Origin of the sequence: Streptomyces sp. NPDC057253, assembly GCF_042669125.1 — a bacterium.
In the GTDB taxonomy this organism is placed as follows: Bacteria; Actinomycetota; Actinomycetes; order Streptomycetales; family Streptomycetaceae; genus Streptomyces.
This window is the reverse complement of sequence record NZ_JBHUXV010000001.1, coordinates 21,057-39,077: the sequence shown is the minus strand read 5'-3', so window position 1 is coordinate 39,077 and position 18,021 is coordinate 21,057. Positions and strand designations below refer to the sequence as shown.

Annotated in this window: 13 protein-coding genes; 10 read left to right on the top strand and 3 right to left on the bottom strand. The window is 70.0% G+C overall.

Going from position 1 to position 18,021, the window contains the following annotated elements; translation table 11 throughout:
• Window positions 1-7 precede the first annotated feature (7 nt).
• Together ACFULQ_RS00180 and ACFULQ_RS00175 are read right to left on the bottom strand one after the other, a co-directional pair.
• Window positions 8-1,087, bottom strand: coding sequence for an ABC transporter permease (locus ACFULQ_RS00180; protein ID WP_383535987.1), 1,080 nt, complete (start codon window positions 1,085-1,087; stop codon window positions 8-10).
• Entirely contained in the window at window positions 1,087-2,106 is a 1,020-nt protein-coding gene (locus ACFULQ_RS00175; RefSeq protein WP_383535985.1) for a sugar ABC transporter substrate-binding protein, read from the bottom strand. Before ACFULQ_RS00175 ends, ACFULQ_RS00180 begins: the two co-directional genes overlap by 1 nt.
• A gap of 258 nt (window positions 2,107-2,364) precedes the next feature.
• On the opposite strand from ACFULQ_RS00175, the gene ACFULQ_RS00170 reads away from it, so the two are divergent.
• The 4 genes from ACFULQ_RS00170 (at window position 2,365) to galE (ending at window position 7,215) form a co-directional block, all read left to right on the top strand.
• Window positions 2,365-3,219, top strand: coding sequence for a PfkB family carbohydrate kinase (locus ACFULQ_RS00170; RefSeq protein ID WP_383535983.1), 855 nt, complete (start codon window positions 2,365-2,367; stop codon window positions 3,217-3,219).
• 145 nt (window positions 3,220-3,364) lie between these two features.
• Window positions 3,365-5,239, top strand: coding sequence for a 3D-(3,5/4)-trihydroxycyclohexane-1,2-dione acylhydrolase (decyclizing) (gene iolD / locus ACFULQ_RS00165; protein WP_383535981.1), 1,875 nt, complete (start codon window positions 3,365-3,367; stop codon window positions 5,237-5,239).
• A gap of 35 nt (window positions 5,240-5,274) precedes the next feature.
• The gene (locus ACFULQ_RS00160; protein ID WP_383535979.1) at window positions 5,275-6,060 is read left to right on the top strand and encodes a GntR family transcriptional regulator; all 786 of its coding nucleotides are present in this window, start codon (window positions 5,275-5,277) and stop codon (window positions 6,058-6,060) included.
• A 105-nt stretch (window positions 6,061-6,165) separates the two neighbouring features.
• Entirely contained in the window at window positions 6,166-7,215 is a 1,050-nt protein-coding gene (gene galE, locus ACFULQ_RS00155) for a UDP-glucose 4-epimerase GalE (RefSeq protein WP_383535977.1), read from the top strand.
• 39 nt (window positions 7,216-7,254) lie between these two features.
• Here the strand turns inward: galE and ACFULQ_RS00150 are convergent, their stop codons facing one another.
• Window positions 7,255-9,060 (bottom strand): glycoside hydrolase family 15 protein, encoded by a 1,806-nt coding sequence (locus ACFULQ_RS00150; protein WP_383535975.1) that lies wholly within the window; start codon window positions 9,058-9,060, stop codon window positions 7,255-7,257.
• Between the two features lie 317 nt (window positions 9,061-9,377).
• Between ACFULQ_RS00150 and ACFULQ_RS00145 the strand changes: the two genes are divergently transcribed.
• Genes ACFULQ_RS00145 through ACFULQ_RS00120 form a run of 6 tightly spaced genes read left to right on the top strand, consistent with a single transcriptional unit; the run spans window position 9,378 to window position 17,945 of the window.
• Complete coding sequence (locus ACFULQ_RS00145) at window positions 9,378-10,262, top strand: glycosyltransferase family 2 protein (RefSeq protein ID WP_383535973.1); 885 nt, start codon at window positions 9,378-9,380, stop codon at window positions 10,260-10,262.
• A 43-nt stretch (window positions 10,263-10,305) separates the two neighbouring features.
• Entirely contained in the window at window positions 10,306-10,836 is a 531-nt protein-coding gene (locus ACFULQ_RS00140) for a hypothetical protein (protein WP_383535971.1), read from the top strand.
• 26 nt (window positions 10,837-10,862) lie between these two features.
• Entirely contained in the window at window positions 10,863-13,166 is a 2,304-nt protein-coding gene (locus tag ACFULQ_RS00135) for a hypothetical protein (RefSeq protein WP_383535969.1), read from the top strand.
• Between the two features lie 47 nt (window positions 13,167-13,213).
• A complete protein-coding gene (locus tag ACFULQ_RS00130; protein WP_383535967.1) occupies window positions 13,214-15,514 on the top strand; it encodes a glycosyltransferase family 4 protein in 2,301 nt (766 codons plus the stop codon).
• The gene (locus tag ACFULQ_RS00125; RefSeq protein ID WP_383535965.1) at window positions 15,511-16,752 is read left to right on the top strand and encodes a glycosyltransferase family 4 protein; all 1,242 of its coding nucleotides are present in this window, start codon (window positions 15,511-15,513) and stop codon (window positions 16,750-16,752) included. The genes ACFULQ_RS00130 and ACFULQ_RS00125 overlap by 4 nt, the downstream gene beginning before the upstream one ends.
• A 5-nt stretch (window positions 16,753-16,757) precedes the next feature.
• Window positions 16,758-17,945 (top strand): glycosyltransferase family 4 protein, encoded by a 1,188-nt coding sequence (locus ACFULQ_RS00120; RefSeq protein ID WP_383535963.1) that lies wholly within the window; start codon window positions 16,758-16,760, stop codon window positions 17,943-17,945.
• The last annotated feature ends 76 nt before the right edge of the window (window positions 17,946-18,021 follow it).

The following is an 18,021-nucleotide window of genomic DNA, read 5'->3' as shown; positions in this document are numbered from 1 at the left end:
GGGTGGGTCACCTCCGGGTCGCCGTGCGGCTGACCCACAGATTGATCAGGACGGCGCCGAGCAGCATCACGCCGAGGAAGGCCTTGAACCAGTCCGGGTTCCAGTTGGCGTAGACGATGCCCTGCTGAACCATGCCGAACATGAACGCCCCGAACACCGGGCCGATCGCGGATCCGGCGCCGCCGGTCAGCAGACAGCCGCCGATCACCGCGGCCGAGATGTAGATGAGCTCCTGGCCCACGCCCTCGCCGGACTGCACGGTGTTGAAGGAGAACAGGTTGTGCATCCCGACGAACCAGGCGGCGAAGCCGACCAGCATGAACAGGCTGATCTTCGTGAAGTTCACCGGCACACCGACCGCGCGGGCGGACTCCTTGTTGCCGCCCACCGCGAAGATCCAGTTGCCGTACCTGGTGCGCAGCAGCACCCAGGTCGCCAGCGCCGCGAAGACCAGCCAGTACACGATGGTGATCTTGATCTGGACGCCGCCGACCTCGAAGGAGTTCGCGAAGACCTTCTTGGCCTGGTCGAAGCCGTCCATGTCGCTGATGTCGTCGGTGGCCACGTTGCCGGTCACCAGCTTGGTCACCGCGAGGTTGACGCCCTGGAGGATCAGGAAGGTGCCGAGCGTGATCAGGAAGCTGGGCAGACCGGTCTTCACGACCAGCCAGCCGTTGAGGAAGCCGATCGCCAGCGACACCAGCAGGGCCACGAACACACCGGCCCACACGTTCAGCGTCAGCTGGAAGGCGAACATCGACGCGGTCAGCGCCGAGGTGATCACCGCGACACCCGACGACAGGTCGAACTCGCCGCCGATCATCAGCAGCGCGACCGGCAGCGCCATGATCCCGATCGTGGACGACTGGTACAGGATGTTCGCCATCGCGCTGCCCTCGCGCACGGGCGGCGCGGCGATCAGGAAGAACACCCACACCGCCACCGCACCCAGGAACACACCCACGTCGGGGCGGGCCAACAGGCGTATGGCGAGCGGCCGTTCCGCGGTCCGCCCGTCCTTCACCTTGCCGGGGCCGGAGGCCGGCGGTGTGGTCACCGCCGGCTCGGCGTGCTGGGTCATACCCATCACCTGGTGCCCTTCGCGGCGAACTTGGCCACGGCGTCGACGTTGGACTTGTCCACGAAGGCCGGACCGGTGAGCACCGGCTGCTCGCCGCCGCCCATGTAGTTGCCGTTGTTCTTGTAGAGCCACAGCGAGTCGATCGCCAGGTAGCCCTGGAGGTAGGGCTGCTGGTCGACGGCGAACTGGATGGTTCCCTTGCTGATGGCGCCCGTCAGGTCCTTGTTGAGGTCGAACGTGGCGACCTTGGCCTTGCTGCCCGCGTCGGACACCGACTGGGTCGCGGTCAGCGCGAAGGGCGCGCCGAGGGCGACGATGTAGTCGATGGACTTGTCCTGGGAGAGCTTGGCGGTGATCGTCGACTTCACGGACGGCATGTCGGTGCCGTTGACGTTCAGCGTCTGGAGCTTGCCGGTGAAGGTCTTCTTCACGCCGTCGCAGCGCTGGGTCAGGCCGATGTTGCCCTGCTCCTGGATGACACAGACGGCGTTCTTGGCGCCCTCCTGGTTCAGCCGCTTGCCGAGCGCCTCACCGGCGACGGTCTCGTCCTGACCGAAGAACTCCATCAGGCCGAGCTTCTGCCATTCGCTGACACCGGAGTTGAGGCCGACGACGGGTATGCCCGCCGCCTTGGCCTTGGCGACGACGTCCTTGAGGGCGTCGGGCTTGGCCAGGGTGATCGCGATGCCGTCGACCTTCTGGTCGATCGCGTTCTGGACCAGGTTGGCCTGGCTGGCCGCGCTCGGGTCGGCCGAGTAGACCAGCTTGACGTTGTCCTTGTCGGCGGCGGCCTGGGCGCCCTTGCGGACGATGTCCCAGAAGGTGTCGCCGGGCGACTGGTGGGTGACCAGGGCGATGGTCATCCGGGGCGTGGTGGCCTTGCCCGCGGAGGCGCCGTCCGCGCTCTCCTCGGACTTCTTGCCGCCCGAGCTGCTGGAGCAGCCGGCGAGCGTCAGGGCCGCGGCCGCGGCGAGGGCCACGGCGGGTGCGAATCTCCGCGAACGGGAGAGAGAAGAGCGGTCCATCTTTCCTTGCACCTCACTGTGCGACGGGGAGTACGTCGGGAAAGGGGGGCGGGATCTGTGAAAACGCACCAACTTGCGTTGGGACGGGATCCAACTCCCCTGGCGCGGCCGCTGTCAATACTTTGTTAAGACATCATTTCACGAACAGGTCCGAATGTAAGTACAAACTATTGACAGCGTCGCCCTTCGAGTCCTACACCTGGGAGGCAACGGCCCGTAGGGCCCCGCGTCCCCAGCCCGGATCGAGGAGCGTCGCGCATGGTCGAGCCAGTGCAGCAGTTCGACGTGATCAGTATGGGCCGTATCGGAGTTGATCTCTACCCGCGGCAGCCCGGGGCCCGACCGGCGGGGACCGGGGCCTTCCCGCAGGTCCTCGGGGGTCCGGCCGCCGACGTCGCGGTCGCGGTCGCCCGGCTCGGCCGCTCCGCCGCGGTCATCGCCCGCACCGGCGCCGACCCCTCCGGCGCGTATCTCCACCAGACCCTCACGGAGTCCGGCGTCGACGGCCGCTGGGTGACGGCCCAGGAGTCCGGATCCGCCCCGGTCACCTCCCGTGAGGCCGCCTACGAGCTCGACTGCTTCGCCATCCGCGCGGCCCGGATCTTCTGGATCACCGGGAGCGGGCTGAGCGCGGAGCCGAGCCGCTCCGCCACCCTCGCCGCCCTGAAGTGCCGCGACCGGACGAGCACCACGGTCTTCGACCTCGACTGGCGGCCGGCGCTGTGGAACGGCACGGCCGAGGACGCCGCGCGGGAAGCCCGTCCGTACTACGCGGAGGCCCTGCGCCACGCGACCGTGGCGGTCGGCACCCTCGACGACTGCGCGCTCGCCACCGGCGTCCGTGAACCGCGCGCCTGCGCCGAGGCCCTGCTGGCCGCGGGCGTGGCACTGGCCGTGGTGAAGCAGGGCTCGAAGGGCGTGCTCGCCGTGCACCGCGACGGCACCACGGCCGAGGTCCCGCCCGTCCCCGTGGACGGGGTCGACGGCGCCGGCGCGGGCGACGCCTTCGGTGGCGCGCTCTGCCACGGACTGCTGTCCGGCTGGGACCTGGAGCGGACCGTCCGGTACGCCGGCACCGAGGCCGGCGCCCTCCTGAACGGCGTCTCACCGTGACGGACCGAGCCCGGCTCCCGAGCTGACACCCACGCCTGCGCCCTCCCGAACGGCGTCTCACCGTGACGGACCGAGCCCGGCTCCCGAGCTGACACCCGCGCCTGCACCCACCGCCTCGCCACCACACCGCACCGGAGAAGTCCTGATGAGCAGCACCACCCGCCTGACCGTCGCCCAAGCCCTGGTGCGGTTCCTGTCCGTCCAGTACACGGAGCGGGACGGACTACGGCACCGGCTGATCGCCGGGACCTGGGGCATCTTCGGCCACGGCAACGTGGCGGGCGTCGGACAGGCCCTCCTGGAGGCCGGCGAGGACGCGATGCCGTTCCACCAGGGCCGCAACGAGCAGGCCATGGTCCACGCGGCCGTCGGCCACGCCCGCCACCTGAACCGGCTGTCGGCCCAGGCGGTCACCACCTCGATCGGCCCCGGCGCCACCAACCTGGTCACCGGCGCCGCCCTGGCCACCATCAACCGCCTCCCGGTGCTGCTGCTGCCCGGCGACTACTTCGCCACCCGCCCCGCCGACCCCCTGCTCCAGCAGCTGGAGCACCCCACCGAGGCCGACCTGTCGGTGAACGACACCCTGCGCCCGGTCTCCCGGTACTTCGACCGGATCCACCGCCCCGAGGCCCTGATCCCGGCCGCCCTCCAGGCCATGCGCGTCCTCGCGGACCCGGCCGAGACCGGCGCGGTCACCCTCGCCCTCCCCCAGGACGTGCAGGCGGAGGCGTACGACTGGCCCGAGGAGTTCTTCGCCGAGCGGGTGTGGCGGGTACGGCGCCCCGCCCCCGACCAGGTGGAGCTGGCGGAGGCGGTGGAGGCGATCCGCGCGGCCGCCCGCCCGCTGATCGTGGCGGGCGGCGGGATCCACCACAGCGAGGCCGAGGAGGCCCTGAAGGCCCTCGTGGAGGCCACCGGCATCCCCGTCGCGTCCACCCAGGCCGGCAAGGGCTCCCTGCGCCACGACCACCCGGCCGACCTGGGCGGCATCGGCCACACCGGCACGGCGGTCGCCGACGACCTCGCGCGCACCGCGGACCTGGTCATCGGCGTCGGCACCCGCTACTCCGACTTCACCACCGCCTCCGGCACCCTCTTCCAGAACCCGGACGTGCGCTTCCTCAACCTCAACATCACCGCCTTCGACGCCCACAAGCTGGCCGCGCGGACGGTCGTATGCGATGCGCGGGCCGGTCTTGAGGCGCTCGCGCCGGCATTGGCGGGCCACCGGGTGGACGCGTCCTACGAGGCGGAGTACGGAGCCGGCAAGGAGCGCTGGGAGCAGGTCGTGGCCCGGGCCTACGAGGCCGCCGACGAGAACGCCGTGCCGACCCAGACCCAGCTGCTCGGCGCGCTGGACGCGGTCGTCGGCGACGAGGACGTGGTGATCAACGCGGCCGGCTCGCTCCCCGGCGACCTGCACAAGCTGTGGCGGGCCCGCAGCGCTCGCCAGTACCACCTGGAGTACGGCTACTCCTGCATGGGCTACGAGATCCCGGCCGCGATCGGCGTCCAGCAGGCCGGCCCGGACACCCCGGTGTGGGCACTGGTCGGCGACGGCACCTACCTGATGATGCCGACGGAGCTGGTCACCGCGGTCCAGGAGGGCCTGCCGATCAACCTGGTCCTGATCCAGAACCACGGGTACGCCTCCATCGGCGGCCTCTCGGAGTCCGTGGGCGGCGAGCGCTTCGGGACGGCCTACCGGTACCGGGCCGCCGACGGCACCTTCAGCGGAGCCCCGCTCCCGGTGGACCTGGCCGCCAACGCGGCGAGCCTCGGCATGGACGTGCTGCGCGCCAAGACCGTACGGGAGCTGCGCGAGGCCCTGGCCACGGCCCGCGCCTCGGACCGCCCGACCTGCGTCTACGTCGAGACGGACCCGGCGAACCCGGCCGCTCCCCCGACGGAGGCCTGGTGGGACGTGCCGGTGGCCCAGACGGCCGCGCGCGAGGCCGCGGTGGCGGCGCGGACGGAGTACGACCGCCAGACGGCCGCCCGTCGCACCCACCTGTGACCGCACGCCCCCGACCCCGCGAGGGAGGTACCTCCATGGCGAAACTCCGCGACACCTCGCGTGCCGCGACCGCGCCCGCGCTCGGCTCCCTGGACTTCGCCCTGGACCGGGGCAGTCCGGTGCCGCTGTACTACCAGCTCGCCCGGCAGCTGGAGGCGGCGATCGAGCACGGCGTGCTCGCCCCGGGGAACCTCCTGGGCAACGAGATCGACCTCTCGAACCGCCTCGGCCTGTCCCGCCCCACCGTCCGCCAGGCGATCCAGACCCTGGTGGACAAGGGCCTGCTGGTCCGCCGGCGCGGGGTGGGCACGCAGGTGGTGCACAGCCAGGTCAGACGCCCCCTGGAACTCAGCAGCCTCTACGACGACCTGGAGGCGGCCGGACAGGGTCCGGCCACGCGGGTGGTCCGCAACGAGACGGTCCCGGCGCCCGCCGACGTGGCCGCCGCGCTGTCCCTGCCGGAGGGCGGCGAGGTCATGCTCCTGGAGCGGCTGCGCCTGACCCACGGCGAACCGGTGGCGCTGCTCTGCAACTACCTCCCCGCGGGCCTGCTCCCCCTGGACAGCGCCCGCCTCGAATCGACCGGCCTCTACCGCATGCTCCGCACCGCCGGCATCACCCTGCACAGCGCCCGCCAGACCATCGGCGCCCGCCGCGCCACCGGGGAGGAGGCCACCCGCCTCGACGAACAGGAGGGCACCGCGGTCCTGACCATGCAACGCACGGCCTACGACGACACGGGCCGCGCGGTGGAGTACGGCACCCACATCTACCGGGCGTCGCGGTACGCGTTCGACTTTCAGTTGTTGGTCAGGGCGTGACGGGCCGTGGAACGGGCTTGACTCCGGACGCACCGTGGGCGCACAGTCGTACACATACGCCGTAAACATACGCCGTCACCTGCCGCGTCGCCGGAGCGTCCCGCCATGGCACCAAGCCAGCCTGTTCCGTCGACCGTCCTCGTCACCGGCGGGGCCGGTTTCATCGGCAGCCATGCCTGCGTCGCCCTCCTCGACCACGGCTACGAGGTCATCGTGGTCGACGACTACTCCAACAGCACGCCCCAGGTCCTGACCAGGGTGGAGCGACTGGCGGGGCGGTTCGTCGGTGCGGTGTACGAGCTGGACATCCGGGACCGGCGCGCGCTCTCGGCAGTCTTCGAACGCCATTCCGTGGACGCTGTCGTGCACTTCGCCGCACACAAGTCGGTGTCCAGGTCGACCCGGTTTCCCGTGGAGTACTACGACAACAATGTCGCCGGCACCACGGCGCTGCTGCACACCATGCACGAGCACGGGGTGCACCGGCTCGTGTTCTCCTCCTCCGGCTCGGTCTACGGCGACGCGGACCACGGCCCGCTCGACGAGAGCACCCCGCCCCGCCCCACCAACCCGTACGCGGCGTCCAAGTGGCTGTGCGAGCAGGTCCTCGCCGACGTCTGCCGGTACCACCCCGAGTACACCGTGATGTGCCTGCGGAACTTCAACCCCACCGGCGCCCACCCCAGCGGGCTGCTCGGCGAGGATCCACGCGGCGAGCCCGACCACCTCATGCCGGCCATGGCACAGGTGGCCGTCGGCCGACGGGAGCGGTTGCGGGTGTTCGGCGTGGACTATCCGACCCCCGACGGCACCGCGATACGTGACTACATCCACGTCATGGACACCGTCGACGCCCACCGCGTCGCGCTCGACCATCTCACCGACGCACCCGGCATGCACGTGTACAACCTCGGCCGGGGCAGCGGCAGTTCGGTCCTCGAGATGGTCGCCGCGTTCTCCGAGGCGTGCGGGAGGGCGGTGCCGTACGAGATCGCGCCGCGGCGTCCGGGCGAGGTGGCCGAACTCGTCGCCGACCTCTCCGCCGTGGAGCGCGCCTGGGGCTGGCGCCCCACCCTCGGTCTCGCGGACATGTGCCGGGACGCGTGGCGTTTCCAGCACCTCAATCCGCATGGATACGCCGGGTCGGCGCGATGACCGAAGCCGGAGAAAGCGTGAGACGGAGCCCGGCTCGGGTCAACGCCCTTCCGGCGTCGCGCCCGGCGCCCCGGACAGTGTGAACGCTGTCTCTGTCAGGGCGATGTGACTGAACGCCTGGGGAGCGTTGCCCAGTTGGCGGCCGGCGTCCGGATCCCACTGTTCGGAGAGCAGTCCGACGTCGTTGCGGACGGCGAGGACGCGCTCGAACGCTTCCCGGGCCTGCTGGGGCCGGCCGGTCTCGGCGAGGGCGTCGGCGTACCAGAGGGAACAGGCGACGAACGCGCCCTCGCCACCGTGTATGCCGTCTGTCGCGGACGAGCGGGTGTCGCCCTGCGCGTACCGCCGTACGAAGCCTCCGTGGCCCAGCCCGCGCATGGCCCGGACCGTTGCCCGCACCCGCTCGTCCCGGGCCGGCAGGAAGCCGAGCCGGGGCATCAGCAGGGCCGAGGCGTCCAGTGCCGACGAGCCGTAGGACTGCACGAAGGACTGCCGCGCCGGGTCCCAGCCCTCGCGGCAGACCTGGCGGTGCACCTGGTCCCGCAGGGCCCGCCACTCGTCCAATGCTCCTTCTCGGCCCAGCAGTTCGGCCATCCGCAGGGCGCGGTCGGCCGCCACCCACGCCATCACCTTGGAGTGCACGAACTGGCGCCGGGGGCCGCGCACCTGCCACAGTCCTCGATCGGGTTCCCGCCAGTGCCGTTGCACGAAGCCCATCAGTTCCTGGACCAGATGCCAGACGTGGGCGGGCATGGGGACGCCGGCCTTTAGCGACCGCCACAACGCGTCCAGTACCTCGCCGTACACGTCGAGTTGGAACTGGCCCACCGCCGAATTCCCGAACCGCACCGGCCGCGATCCCTCGTAGCCGGGCAGCCAGGGCGCCTCGCTCTCCGGCAGCAGGCGCTGCCCCTCGACGCCGTACACGGTCTGCAGATCGGCCGGGTCGCCCGCGATGGCCCGCACCAGCCAGTCCAGCCACGCCGTGGCCTCGGCGTGGTAACCGCTGCGAAGCAGACAGGACAGGGCGGCCGTGGAGTCCCGCAGCCAGCAGAACCGGTGGTCCCAGTTACGCTCCCCGCCGATGCAGCCGGGCAGCGATGTGGTCGGCGCGGCGACGATGGCGCCGGTGGGCGCGTAGGTGAGCGCCTTGAGGGTGATCAGCGAACGCACCACGGCGTCCCGCCAAGGGCCCTGGTAATTGCACTGGCCACTCCAGTGCCGCCAGAAGTCGACGGTCTCCTTGAGTACCGTCTCCGCTGGCACGGACAGCGGCACGGGCGGTTCCCGACGGTGCGAGGGCGCCCACGCCAGCGCCAGCGCCAGCCGGTGTCCGGCCGGGACGGTGATCTGCCAGGCGGTGGCGGTCCCGTCGCCGACCGCGCGCACCGGCTTGTCGGCACTCAGCCACATCGCGTCCGGTCCGGCCACCGCGACCGTGCACCGGCCGATCTCGCGGACCCAGGGGACGACCCGGCCCTGATGGAACCGCAGTTGAAGTTCGCTGCGCACCACCACGTCCCCCGCCAGGCCCTCCACCACCCGCACGATGCAGGGCAGTTGGTACCGGGGCGGCATGAAGTCCGTGACGCGCACCGTTCCGGTGGGGGTCTCCCACACCGAGTCCAGCACCAGCGTGTCCGACCGGTAGGCACGCCGTGTACACGGGCCACCGGACACGGGCGCCACCCGCCAGAACCCGTGGTCCTCGGTGCCCAGCAGGGCGGCGAGGCAGGCCGGTGAGTCGAAGCGGGGCACGCACAGCCAGTCGACGGATCCGTCCCGACCGACCATGGCGGCGGTCTCCAGGTCACTGAGGAGGGCGTAGTCCTCGATGGGGGGCATGGCGCCTCCAGATGTCTACCGGCCACGAACGACCCCGCGTACGCAGGCCTGGCCGGACCGCCGGGATCTTCGTCCTGGTTCGGACCGGCGCCGGCACGCCGTCGGGATCCGCGATCTTCATCAGATTACGCCGTATACGTACATCGTACCAGCGGAGGCACAGGGGCCTCCCTCCGTCTTGACCGTGGCGCTTTCCGTGTGCAGAGTTGTACGTATACATCGTAAGCGTACGAATTATCCCCAGTGGCCGGTCAAACGCTGCGCAGGTCCGACGAAGCGAGCGCGGCCAGTAAGGGCTCAAGCGAGGAGGGCCCACGATGAGCGCACCAGACGTCCCTGTTCCCCTGCCGACGAGCGGGCGGAAGTGGTCGGGCGATGGCCCGGTGAAGCTCTCCATCGTGATGGCGGCGTACAACGAGGAAAGGACGATCAAGACAGCGATCGACGCGGTGCTGGCTCATGAGTATCCGTGCGCGATGGAACTGATCGTCGTCGACGACGGCAGCAGTGATCGCACTCCGCTCCTGCTGGCTCAGCATGCGCATCCCTCAGTGACGACGTACAGACACTCCCGCAACCTCGGCAAAGGCGCAGCCCTGCTGACGGCTGGGCGACTGGCCACCGGAACGCACATTCTTCCGTTCGACGCCGATCTGGAGTATTCGCCGGACGACATTCCGCGACTCCTGGAGCCCGTCCTTCAAGGGCGGTGCGACGTCGTCTACGGAGCGCGGCTGTTCGGACTGAACACGGTCTACCAGTCGTACCGGTACGCCCTGGGAAACGAGCTGATGACGCTCGTGGCAAATGTGATCTTCGATGCACATCTGGCCGATATGCATACGTGCCTGAAGCTGATCCCCTTGTCCCTCTTCCGCTCTCTGCATCTGCATTCTCGCGGCTTCGGACTGGACACCGAAATCACTGCCAGTCTGCTGCGTCTCGGCATCCGCCCGTTCGAGGTTCCTGTGAGTTACTACAGCCGGTCGCACGCAGAGGGAAAGAAGATCAGTTGGCAGGACGCCCTCACCTGCTTTCGCATTCTGGGCAAGGTCCGCCTCATGCGCAGGGACCGTGTCGGACTCAGCGGTGCGGCCCCGCGGGCACACGTTCTCGCGCACCCGATGACCAAGCCGACCATGGATCCGCTCAGCCACTGGGCTCCCGGTCGGCATGACGTCCGCAGGCCGTCCGGGCGTTGACCGCCGGATCGCTGGAGCTGGGTGAGCTCGGGAGGAAAGCACCATGAGCCCTTTCCTCGGCAACCTCAAGACGCCGTCGCAGCAACAAACGGCGCCCGTCAGCCACACGCGTCCCGATCGTCGACGTCGCCGTCACTCGGTCCTGGTCCGCAACATCGTGGTACTGCTGGTCATTTTGATCGTCTGCGCGGTGACCGTCTGGGTGACACCGGCCGCACGCCGTGAGTTGCGCGAATCGTTCACACGGGTGCCGAGTTCCTACACCGAGTTGTACTTCACGAGTGCGCCGAGCGTCGAACAGGCCCAAGTCCGCGTCCCGATATCGGTCGTCGGCCATGGGGACAGCGAACGCAGCTATTGGCTCCATGTGTGGCTCGAATCATCCGACGGCCGTACGACGGCGTCGACCGCGACCACGCTCGCCGGGCGCCTCGACGTCCCGGCGTCGACGGTCGTACACCTTCCGCTGCGGCAGGGCGCCGAAAGCGTGCATGTCAAGCTGCTCGACCACCCCCAAACACTGCACTTCCGTCTGGGAACCCCCGGCTCCAAGAACGCCGAGGGCTCACGATGACCGCCGTCGCGACCCTTGCGACACGGGTGACAGGACGCCGTGCGGTACTGGGCGGCACTGCGCTGGCCGTCCTCGTCGAGATCCTGCCCGGGCCTCCCACCGCGCTGCTGACGCTCGCCGGTCTCTGGCTCCTGCTCGGCGCGCCGACGGTGCTCTGGTACGGCATCGCATCCCGGGTCGTCTCGACCCGCGACGGCCGGGTGCTGCTCGCCGTCGGCCTCAGTGTCATCACCGACATCGTCGTCGCCCTGGTGGTGAACACCGCCCTGCCACCCCTCGGTATCGGGCAACCGCTCGCCCGCACGCCACTCGCCGTCGCCTCCGCCCTGGCCGTGGTCGTCATCGCGCTCGCAACGGATCCGCCGTCGGAGCGCTTGGCCGACGGCATCGCCCGGTGGCGCGAGAGGCATCCTCATCAGCTGCCACCAGGTCTCGTCGCGGTGTCGGCCCTCGGCACTGTCACCCTCGCCCTGTCGGTCGCGGGTCCGATCCGGCTCAACAACCAGTCCGGCTCAGCCGTCAGCGTTGCCGCGATGGTCTCCGTCGCCGTGCTGCTCGCGCTCCTGATGTGGCGGCGCCGGCAGTACGCGGCCCCCATCGTGGTGTTGGGTCTGTTCTTCGCGGCAGCCGGACTTCTCCTTCTCACTTCTCTGCGCGGCTGGTACATCACGGGCCACGACATCCAGCACGAGTACGAGATCTTCCAGCTGACGGCCACCGGCAACCACTGGAACATCAGCTCCTACCGCGACACGTACAACGCCTGCATGAGCATCACCCTGCTGCCGACGTCGCTGGTACGGCTGACGGGGATCTCCGGCGTCTACGTCTTCAAGGTCGTTCTGCCGCTGCTCTTCGCCCTCACGCCGGCTCTGGTGTATCGCTCGGTGCGCAATGTCGCGCCCAACCTCGTCGCGCTGCTGTCGGCCGTCTTCCTCATGATGTTCCCGACGTTCTTCACCGACATGGTGTTCATGGCCCGCCAGGAGGTCGCCTTCCTCCTGCTCGGGTGCGCCATGGTGGTGCTGACCGAGACCAGCCGCCCGGTCGGCAGTCGACGGGTCGCGTTCACGGTGCTGGCCCTCGGCATCGTCCTCTCCCACTACTCCACCACGTACATCATCGTGGTGACCCTGGCGCTGGCGTTCGTCATCGACCTCGTGTGGCGGCTGTGCTCGCGGCTGAGAAGGCGACCGTCCCCGGAGACCGTCCAGCGGAGCTTCATCACCTGGTGGATCCTTGTCGCCACAGCGGTCGCCGCAGTGGTCTGGACCGGCCCTGTCTCCCATACGGGCGGGCAACTGCAGACGTCGGTCACGACGACTGTGCGTGATCTTCGAAGCGGGCAGGCGTGGAACCGGTCTTCGGACGTGTCGTACAGCCTCATCGGTGGGGCGCAGGTCAGCCCGGCTGAGCGGCTGCGTGAGTACCGCGCCGACGCCGTGCGCATGAGGGAGGACGCCGGGGCGGGTGCTGACTATCTGCCGTTGAGCGTGGTCGACGCCTACCCTGTTCGGCCCGAACCGGAGCAGGTCCAGCCGCTCACGCCGCTGGGCCGTTCCCTCCAGGACGGCGGTGTCGACGTGGTGGCGGCGAACAGCGGCTTCCGCGCGATCACCGCGATGCTGCTGCAACTGCTGCTGTTCGTCGGTGTCGTGACGACCTTGTGGGGGCGGCGGAAGGCATTCCGCCCGACACGTGATCAGGTCACGCTGACCGTCGGCGCGGGCGCCGTGATCGGAATGCTCACCCTCCTGCCGCAGGCCTCCATCGACTACGGAGTGCTGCGTTCGTTCCAGCAGGGCCTGTTCATCTTCGCGCCGTTCATCGCGGCCGGACTGGTGTGGATCTGCCGGTGGGCCGGGCGGCGACGGGCGGCCGCGCTCGCGTGCGCTCTGTCGTTGGTGCTCTTCCTCGACCTCGTCGGTGCCTTGCCGAAACTGTTCGGCGGCTATCCGCCGGTGCTCAACCTCGACAACGCCGGCGAGTACTACGACAACTACTACATCCACCCCGAAGAACGCAGCGCGTTCAGCTGGCTGCTGGTCCGCGCCCCAGGACAGCAGGTGAACATCCAGCCGCAGGACCAGACGGACCGCGTCGCCTTCAGGCGCCTGCAAACACAACAGGGCACCCACGTGTCCAACGGAATCCATCCCTTGCTCATCAAGAAGGACTCGTACGTCTTCCTGGGCTCCACGGCGGTCCGCGAAGGCGAGGCAGCGGTCTACTACCGCGGCGACGGGGTGCCCTATCGCTATCCGGCCGCCTTCCTGGACGCGACCAAGAACAAGATCTACAGCAGTGACGGGGCGGAGATCTTCCGATGATCCGCACTTCATCGCACGTCCCGGCACACAGCAGATCGGAGGTCCCCATGACAGCGCGCACCGTCCTGCTCGCATCGCCGGGCGTCGAGCCGGACCTGGGCGAGGTGGAGCACTACGTGGGGCAGCTCGCCCGGTCGCTGCGGTCACGGCACGGCTGTCGCGTGGTGATCGCGAGGGCAGGGCCCGAGGGTGGGCGATACGACTGGCGGCGCGGTCTGCGCCGCGTCATCGAGGCGGAACGGGTCGATCTGGTCAACGCGCACACGCGCACGTCGGATCCCCTCCTCGCCGACGCCGTCGCGCGCGCCTGCGGGGATCTGCCGTTCGTGCTGACGTGCCACACGGGGATGGTGCGCAGGGGGCGTGCTGTGTCCGGCCCCTTGCGGGCGAGGCACGAGCGTACGGTGCTGGCCCGGACCCTGGGGCGGGCGCAGGAGGTGGTGTGCTCGTCAGGCCCGGCCGCCGCCGACCTGCCCGACCTCTTCGCCGGACGCTCGACCACGATCCTGCCCGGCGTCGATCCGGGGCTCTTCGTCCCGAGCCTGGTACCTGACACACCGCGCATCGTGTTCTCCGGCCCGCCGGAGCGCGCCGCCACTCATCAGGGACTGTCCGATCTGCTGCGAGCGATGAGTGTGCTGTCCCGCACGGTCCCGGATGTGCATCTGGAGGTGGTGAGTTGGGATGCCTCAAGGGCGTGGGATTCCTCCAGGACATGGGATTCCTCATGGGACGAGTACGCGCGGCTGGCGTGTCGGCTGGGCCTGGACGGCCAGGTGACTTTCACCGGGCGGCCGGCGGAGCGGGAGCCGACCGCGGCCTACCGGCGCGGCCGAGTCCTGGCACTGCCCACGCTCCGCGACTGTTCTCCCGACGCGCTCCTCGAGGCAATGGCCTGTGGGCGGCCGGTCGTCACCGCCTCGGTCGATGGCGCCGCCTCTCACCTCATGACACATGGCGACAACGGCCTGCTCGTCGCGCCGGGGGACGTCCCGGGGCTGGTCGAAGCAATCGGCTCCGTGCTGACCGACCACGCGCTCGCCCGGCGTCTGGGGGCCGCGGGGCGTGAGCAGGCGGCCCGCGAGCTGTCATGGGAGCGCCAGTCGGACCGTACGGTCGAGGTCTTCGACCGCGCCGCGGACCAGGGCCGCCGGATACCCACGGTCGCCGTCGTCGCTCCCAACTACTTCCCGAAGATCGGCGGCGTCGAGAACTACGCGAGGCGCGTCGCCCACGCGGTCGCCGAGGACCCCGTGATGCGGGCGGTCGTCATCACCGCACACCCGAGCAGGTGGCGCAGCTCGGTCGGGGTCGACGGCGACCTGCCGGTGATCCGCCTGGGGACATGGGCGCGCCATCTCAACACTCCGATCAGTCCGCTGTGGCCGCTGCAACTGCGCCGCTGGCTGCGCCGCCTCGACGTCGACCTCGTCAACGCCCATGCCCCGGTCCCCGGTCTGGGGGATCTGGCGATCGCCGTGTCCGGTGAGCGCCCGGCCGTGCTGACCTACCACGCCGGATCGATGGTCCAGGGGCACAAGGATGTCGATCTCCTGGTCACCGCATACGAGCGGTACGTCCTGCCCCGTGTCTTCTCGCGCGCCCGGGTGCTCGTCGCCAGTTCACCGGTCTCGCTGGCCTTCGGCCGCCCGGGGGCCATGGAGATCACGCCGGGCGTCGATGTGGACCGGTTCACGCCGGGCCCGCCGGCTTCGACGCGGCCACGCACCATCGTCTTCGTCGGGCGGCTGGACCGTGCCTCTCCATGGAAGGGCGTCGATGTCCTGCTCCGCGCGTTCGCGACCCTGACCGACCTGCCCGACGTGCGGTTGCGCCTGATGGGCGGCGGGGACGCGCTCTCCGATCACATGGCCGATGCGGAGAGGCTCGGGATCGCCGAGCGTGTGGAGTTCGCCGGCCGTGTCCCCGCCGACACCCTGCTCGACGCACTGCGGTCCGCTTCCGTGCTCGTACTGCCCTCGCAGACCGATGCGGAGTCCTTCGGAACCGTGCTGGTCGAGGCGATGGCCTGCGGCACGCCCGTCGTGGGCTCGGACGCAGGAGGGCCACGGCATGTGATCACACCGGGCGTCACCGGGCTGCTGTTCCCGCACAACGACCCTGATGCGCTGGCCGCGGCATGTCGGCGGCTGCTGCTGGACGGGGAGCTGGCCGACCGCATGGGCGCAGCAGGCCGACGGCGTGCGGTCGACCGGTATGCCTGGCCGGCCCTGACCGAGCGCTACCTCCGACTCTTCCGATCACTACTCCCTGCGACACCGGCGCCGGGCAGAGCGTCGACGAGTTCCTCGACATCGGCCCTGACGGGAAAGGCAATGCTGCGATGAAAAACGCCCAGGAGCATCAGTCCGACCCCACTGCCGAAACTGCCGACCGTGTCCACGGCCGCAACCGTGGCCCGGTACGCACTGTCGCGATCGTCGCCCCGTACTACCCGCCACACATCGGTGGCTCCGAGAACTACGCCGCTCAAGTCGCCCGCGCGGTCGCCGACGACCCGGCGATGCGGGCCGTCGTGATCACCTCGAACACGACCGGGCGGCGTACGACATTCGGCGTTGACGCAGGTGACGTGCCGGTCATCAGGCTGGGGACCTGGGCACGCTTGTCCAATACGCCCGTGAATCCGCTGTGGCCCATGCAACTGCGCCACTGGCTGCGCCTTCTCAAGGTCGACGTCATCAATGCGCACGCCCCGGTACCGGGCCTGGGGGATCTGGCGGTCGCCGTGTCCGGGCCGCGCCCGGCCGTACTGACGTATCACGCCGGTTCGATGAGCAAGGGCCGTAAGAACGTCGACCGTGCGATCCGCTGGTACGAGCGGCACATACTCCCGCGGGTGTTCTCGCGGACCCGTGCGCTCGTCGCCGTCTCACCGGTCTCGCTGGCCTTCGGCCGCCCCGGGGCCGTCGTGATCACTCCCGGTGTCGATGTGGACCGGTTCACGCCGGGCCCGCCGGCATCGACGCGGCCACGCACCGTCGTCTACGTGGGGAGGATGCTGCGCGCCTCCTCAGAAAAGGGGATCGATGTCCTGCTCCGGGCGTTCGTGTCCCTGGCCGAACTGCCCGACGTACGGCTCAGACTCGTGGGCGGCGGGGATGCCCTCCCCGATCACGTCGCGCTGGCCGAGCAGCTCGGCATCACCGACCGCGTGGAATTCACCGGCGAGATTCCGGATGCCGACCTCGTCACCGCGATGCAGAACGCTGCCGTGCTCGTACTGCCCTCGCTGTCGGAGGTGGAGTGCTTCGGCATGGTGCTGGCCGAGGCGATGGCCTGCGGCACGCCCGTGGTGGGGTCCGATGTGGGAGGCATTCCCCACGTCATCGCGCCGGGTGCCACCGGGCTGCTCGTTCCACCGGGGGACACGGATGCACTGGCTGGGGCCTGTCGACGGCTGCTGCAGGACGGCGATCTCGCCGACCGCATGGGCGCAGCGGGCCGGCAGCGGGTGGTGGAGCATTTCGCCTGGCCGAGTCTGACCGGCCGATACCTGCAACTCTTCCGGTCCCTTCTGCCTGAAGCACCCGACCCCCGCGAGAAGGGGGCCGGGAAAGGATGAAGTCCGTGCGGAAGCCCGATGACATCCGCGCGCCCCGGGAAGCCGACCTTTCCCCAGGCCGACGCCACGGCCCGGTGCGCACGGTCGCCGTGGTCGCGCCCAACTTCTGGCCGAGGGTCGGCGGCGCGGAGAACTACGCACGGCGCATCGCCCGCGCGGTCGCCGACGAGCCCGCCATGCGAGCTGTGGTCATCACCGCGAGCCCGGTCGGGTGGCGCACCTCGGTCGGATTCGACGGCGACGTACCGGTCATTCGGCTGGGGACGTGGTCGCGCCGGTTGGTCAACGCGCCGGTGAGCCTGCTGTGGCCGCTGCAACTGCGCCGCTGGCTGCGAAGGCTTGGCGTCGACATCGTCAACGCGCACGCACCGGTGCCCGGCCTGGGAGACCTGGCGGTCCTCCTGTCCGGGCGGCGTCCGGCCGTGCTGACGTACCACGCCGGATCGATGATCAAGGGTCACCGGTACCGCGACCGTCTCCTGGGTGTGTACGAGAGGCTTGTGCTGCCGCGCGTGTTCTCACGGACCCGTGCCCTTGTCGCCGTCTCCCCGACCTCGCTGGCGTTCGGCCGCCCGGGGGCCGTCGTGATCACGCCGGGTGCCGATCTCGAACGGTTCACGCCGGGCCCGCCGGCTTCGACGCGGCCACGCACCATCGTCTACGTCGGCCGGATGGACCGCGCGTCGTCGTGGAAGGGTGTCGATGTCCTGCTCCGGGCGTTCGCGGCCCTGACCGACCTGCCCGACGCACGGCTCAGACTCGTGGGCGGCGGGGATGCCCTCCCCGATCACATCGCGCTGGCCGAGCAGCTCGGCATCACCGACCGCGTGGAATTCACCGGCGAGCTCACCGGGGGCGGGCTGGTCGCGGCGATGCAGGGTGCCGCGGTGCAGGTCCTGCCCTCGCTGACGGAGGCCGAGTGCCATCCGATGGCAGTGATCGAAGCGATGGCCTGCGGCACGCCCGTTGTGGGCTCCGATGTGGGGGGCATCCCCCACGTGATGGTCCCAGGTGTCACCGGACTGCTGGTTCCGCCCGGGGACACGGACGCACTGGCCGCGACCTGCCGACGGCTGCTGCAGGACGGCGACCTCGCCGACCGCATGGGCGCAGCAGGCCGACAGCGCGCGGTCGAACGGTACGCCTGGCCCGCCTTGACCGACCGCTACCTCGAACTCTTCCGATCGCTCTAGGGTCCGCCGACGCGTGGGCGCAGGCCCTCGAAGCCGGAGGGCGACCCCTTGACCATGGGGCGAAACATCACCAATA

What these genes read in the sequence shown, in the direction of transcription:
- ACFULQ_RS00180 (WP_383535987.1), bottom strand. Translation starts at nt 1,087, where the DNA reads ATGGGTATGACCCAGCACGCCGAGCCGGCGGTGACCACACCGCCGGCC.
- ACFULQ_RS00175 (WP_383535985.1), bottom strand. Translation starts at nt 2,106, where the DNA reads ATGGACCGCTCTTCTCTCTCCCGTTCGCGGAGATTCGCACCCGCCGTG.
- ACFULQ_RS00170 (WP_383535983.1), top strand. Translation starts at nt 2,365, where the DNA reads ATGGTCGAGCCAGTGCAGCAGTTCGACGTGATCAGTATGGGCCGTATC.
- iolD (WP_383535981.1), top strand. Translation starts at nt 3,365, where the DNA reads ATGAGCAGCACCACCCGCCTGACCGTCGCCCAAGCCCTGGTGCGGTTC.
- ACFULQ_RS00160 (WP_383535979.1), top strand. Translation starts at nt 5,275, where the DNA reads ATGGCGAAACTCCGCGACACCTCGCGTGCCGCGACCGCGCCCGCGCTC.
- galE (WP_383535977.1), top strand. Translation starts at nt 6,166, where the DNA reads ATGGCACCAAGCCAGCCTGTTCCGTCGACCGTCCTCGTCACCGGCGGG.
- ACFULQ_RS00150 (WP_383535975.1), bottom strand. Translation starts at nt 9,060, where the DNA reads ATGCCCCCCATCGAGGACTACGCCCTCCTCAGTGACCTGGAGACCGCC.
- ACFULQ_RS00145 (WP_383535973.1), top strand. Translation starts at nt 9,378, where the DNA reads ATGAGCGCACCAGACGTCCCTGTTCCCCTGCCGACGAGCGGGCGGAAG.
- ACFULQ_RS00140 (WP_383535971.1), top strand. Translation starts at nt 10,306, where the DNA reads ATGAGCCCTTTCCTCGGCAACCTCAAGACGCCGTCGCAGCAACAAACG.
- ACFULQ_RS00130 (WP_383535967.1), top strand. Translation starts at nt 13,214, where the DNA reads ATGACAGCGCGCACCGTCCTGCTCGCATCGCCGGGCGTCGAGCCGGAC.
- ACFULQ_RS00125 (WP_383535965.1), top strand. Translation starts at nt 15,511, where the DNA reads ATGAAAAACGCCCAGGAGCATCAGTCCGACCCCACTGCCGAAACTGCC.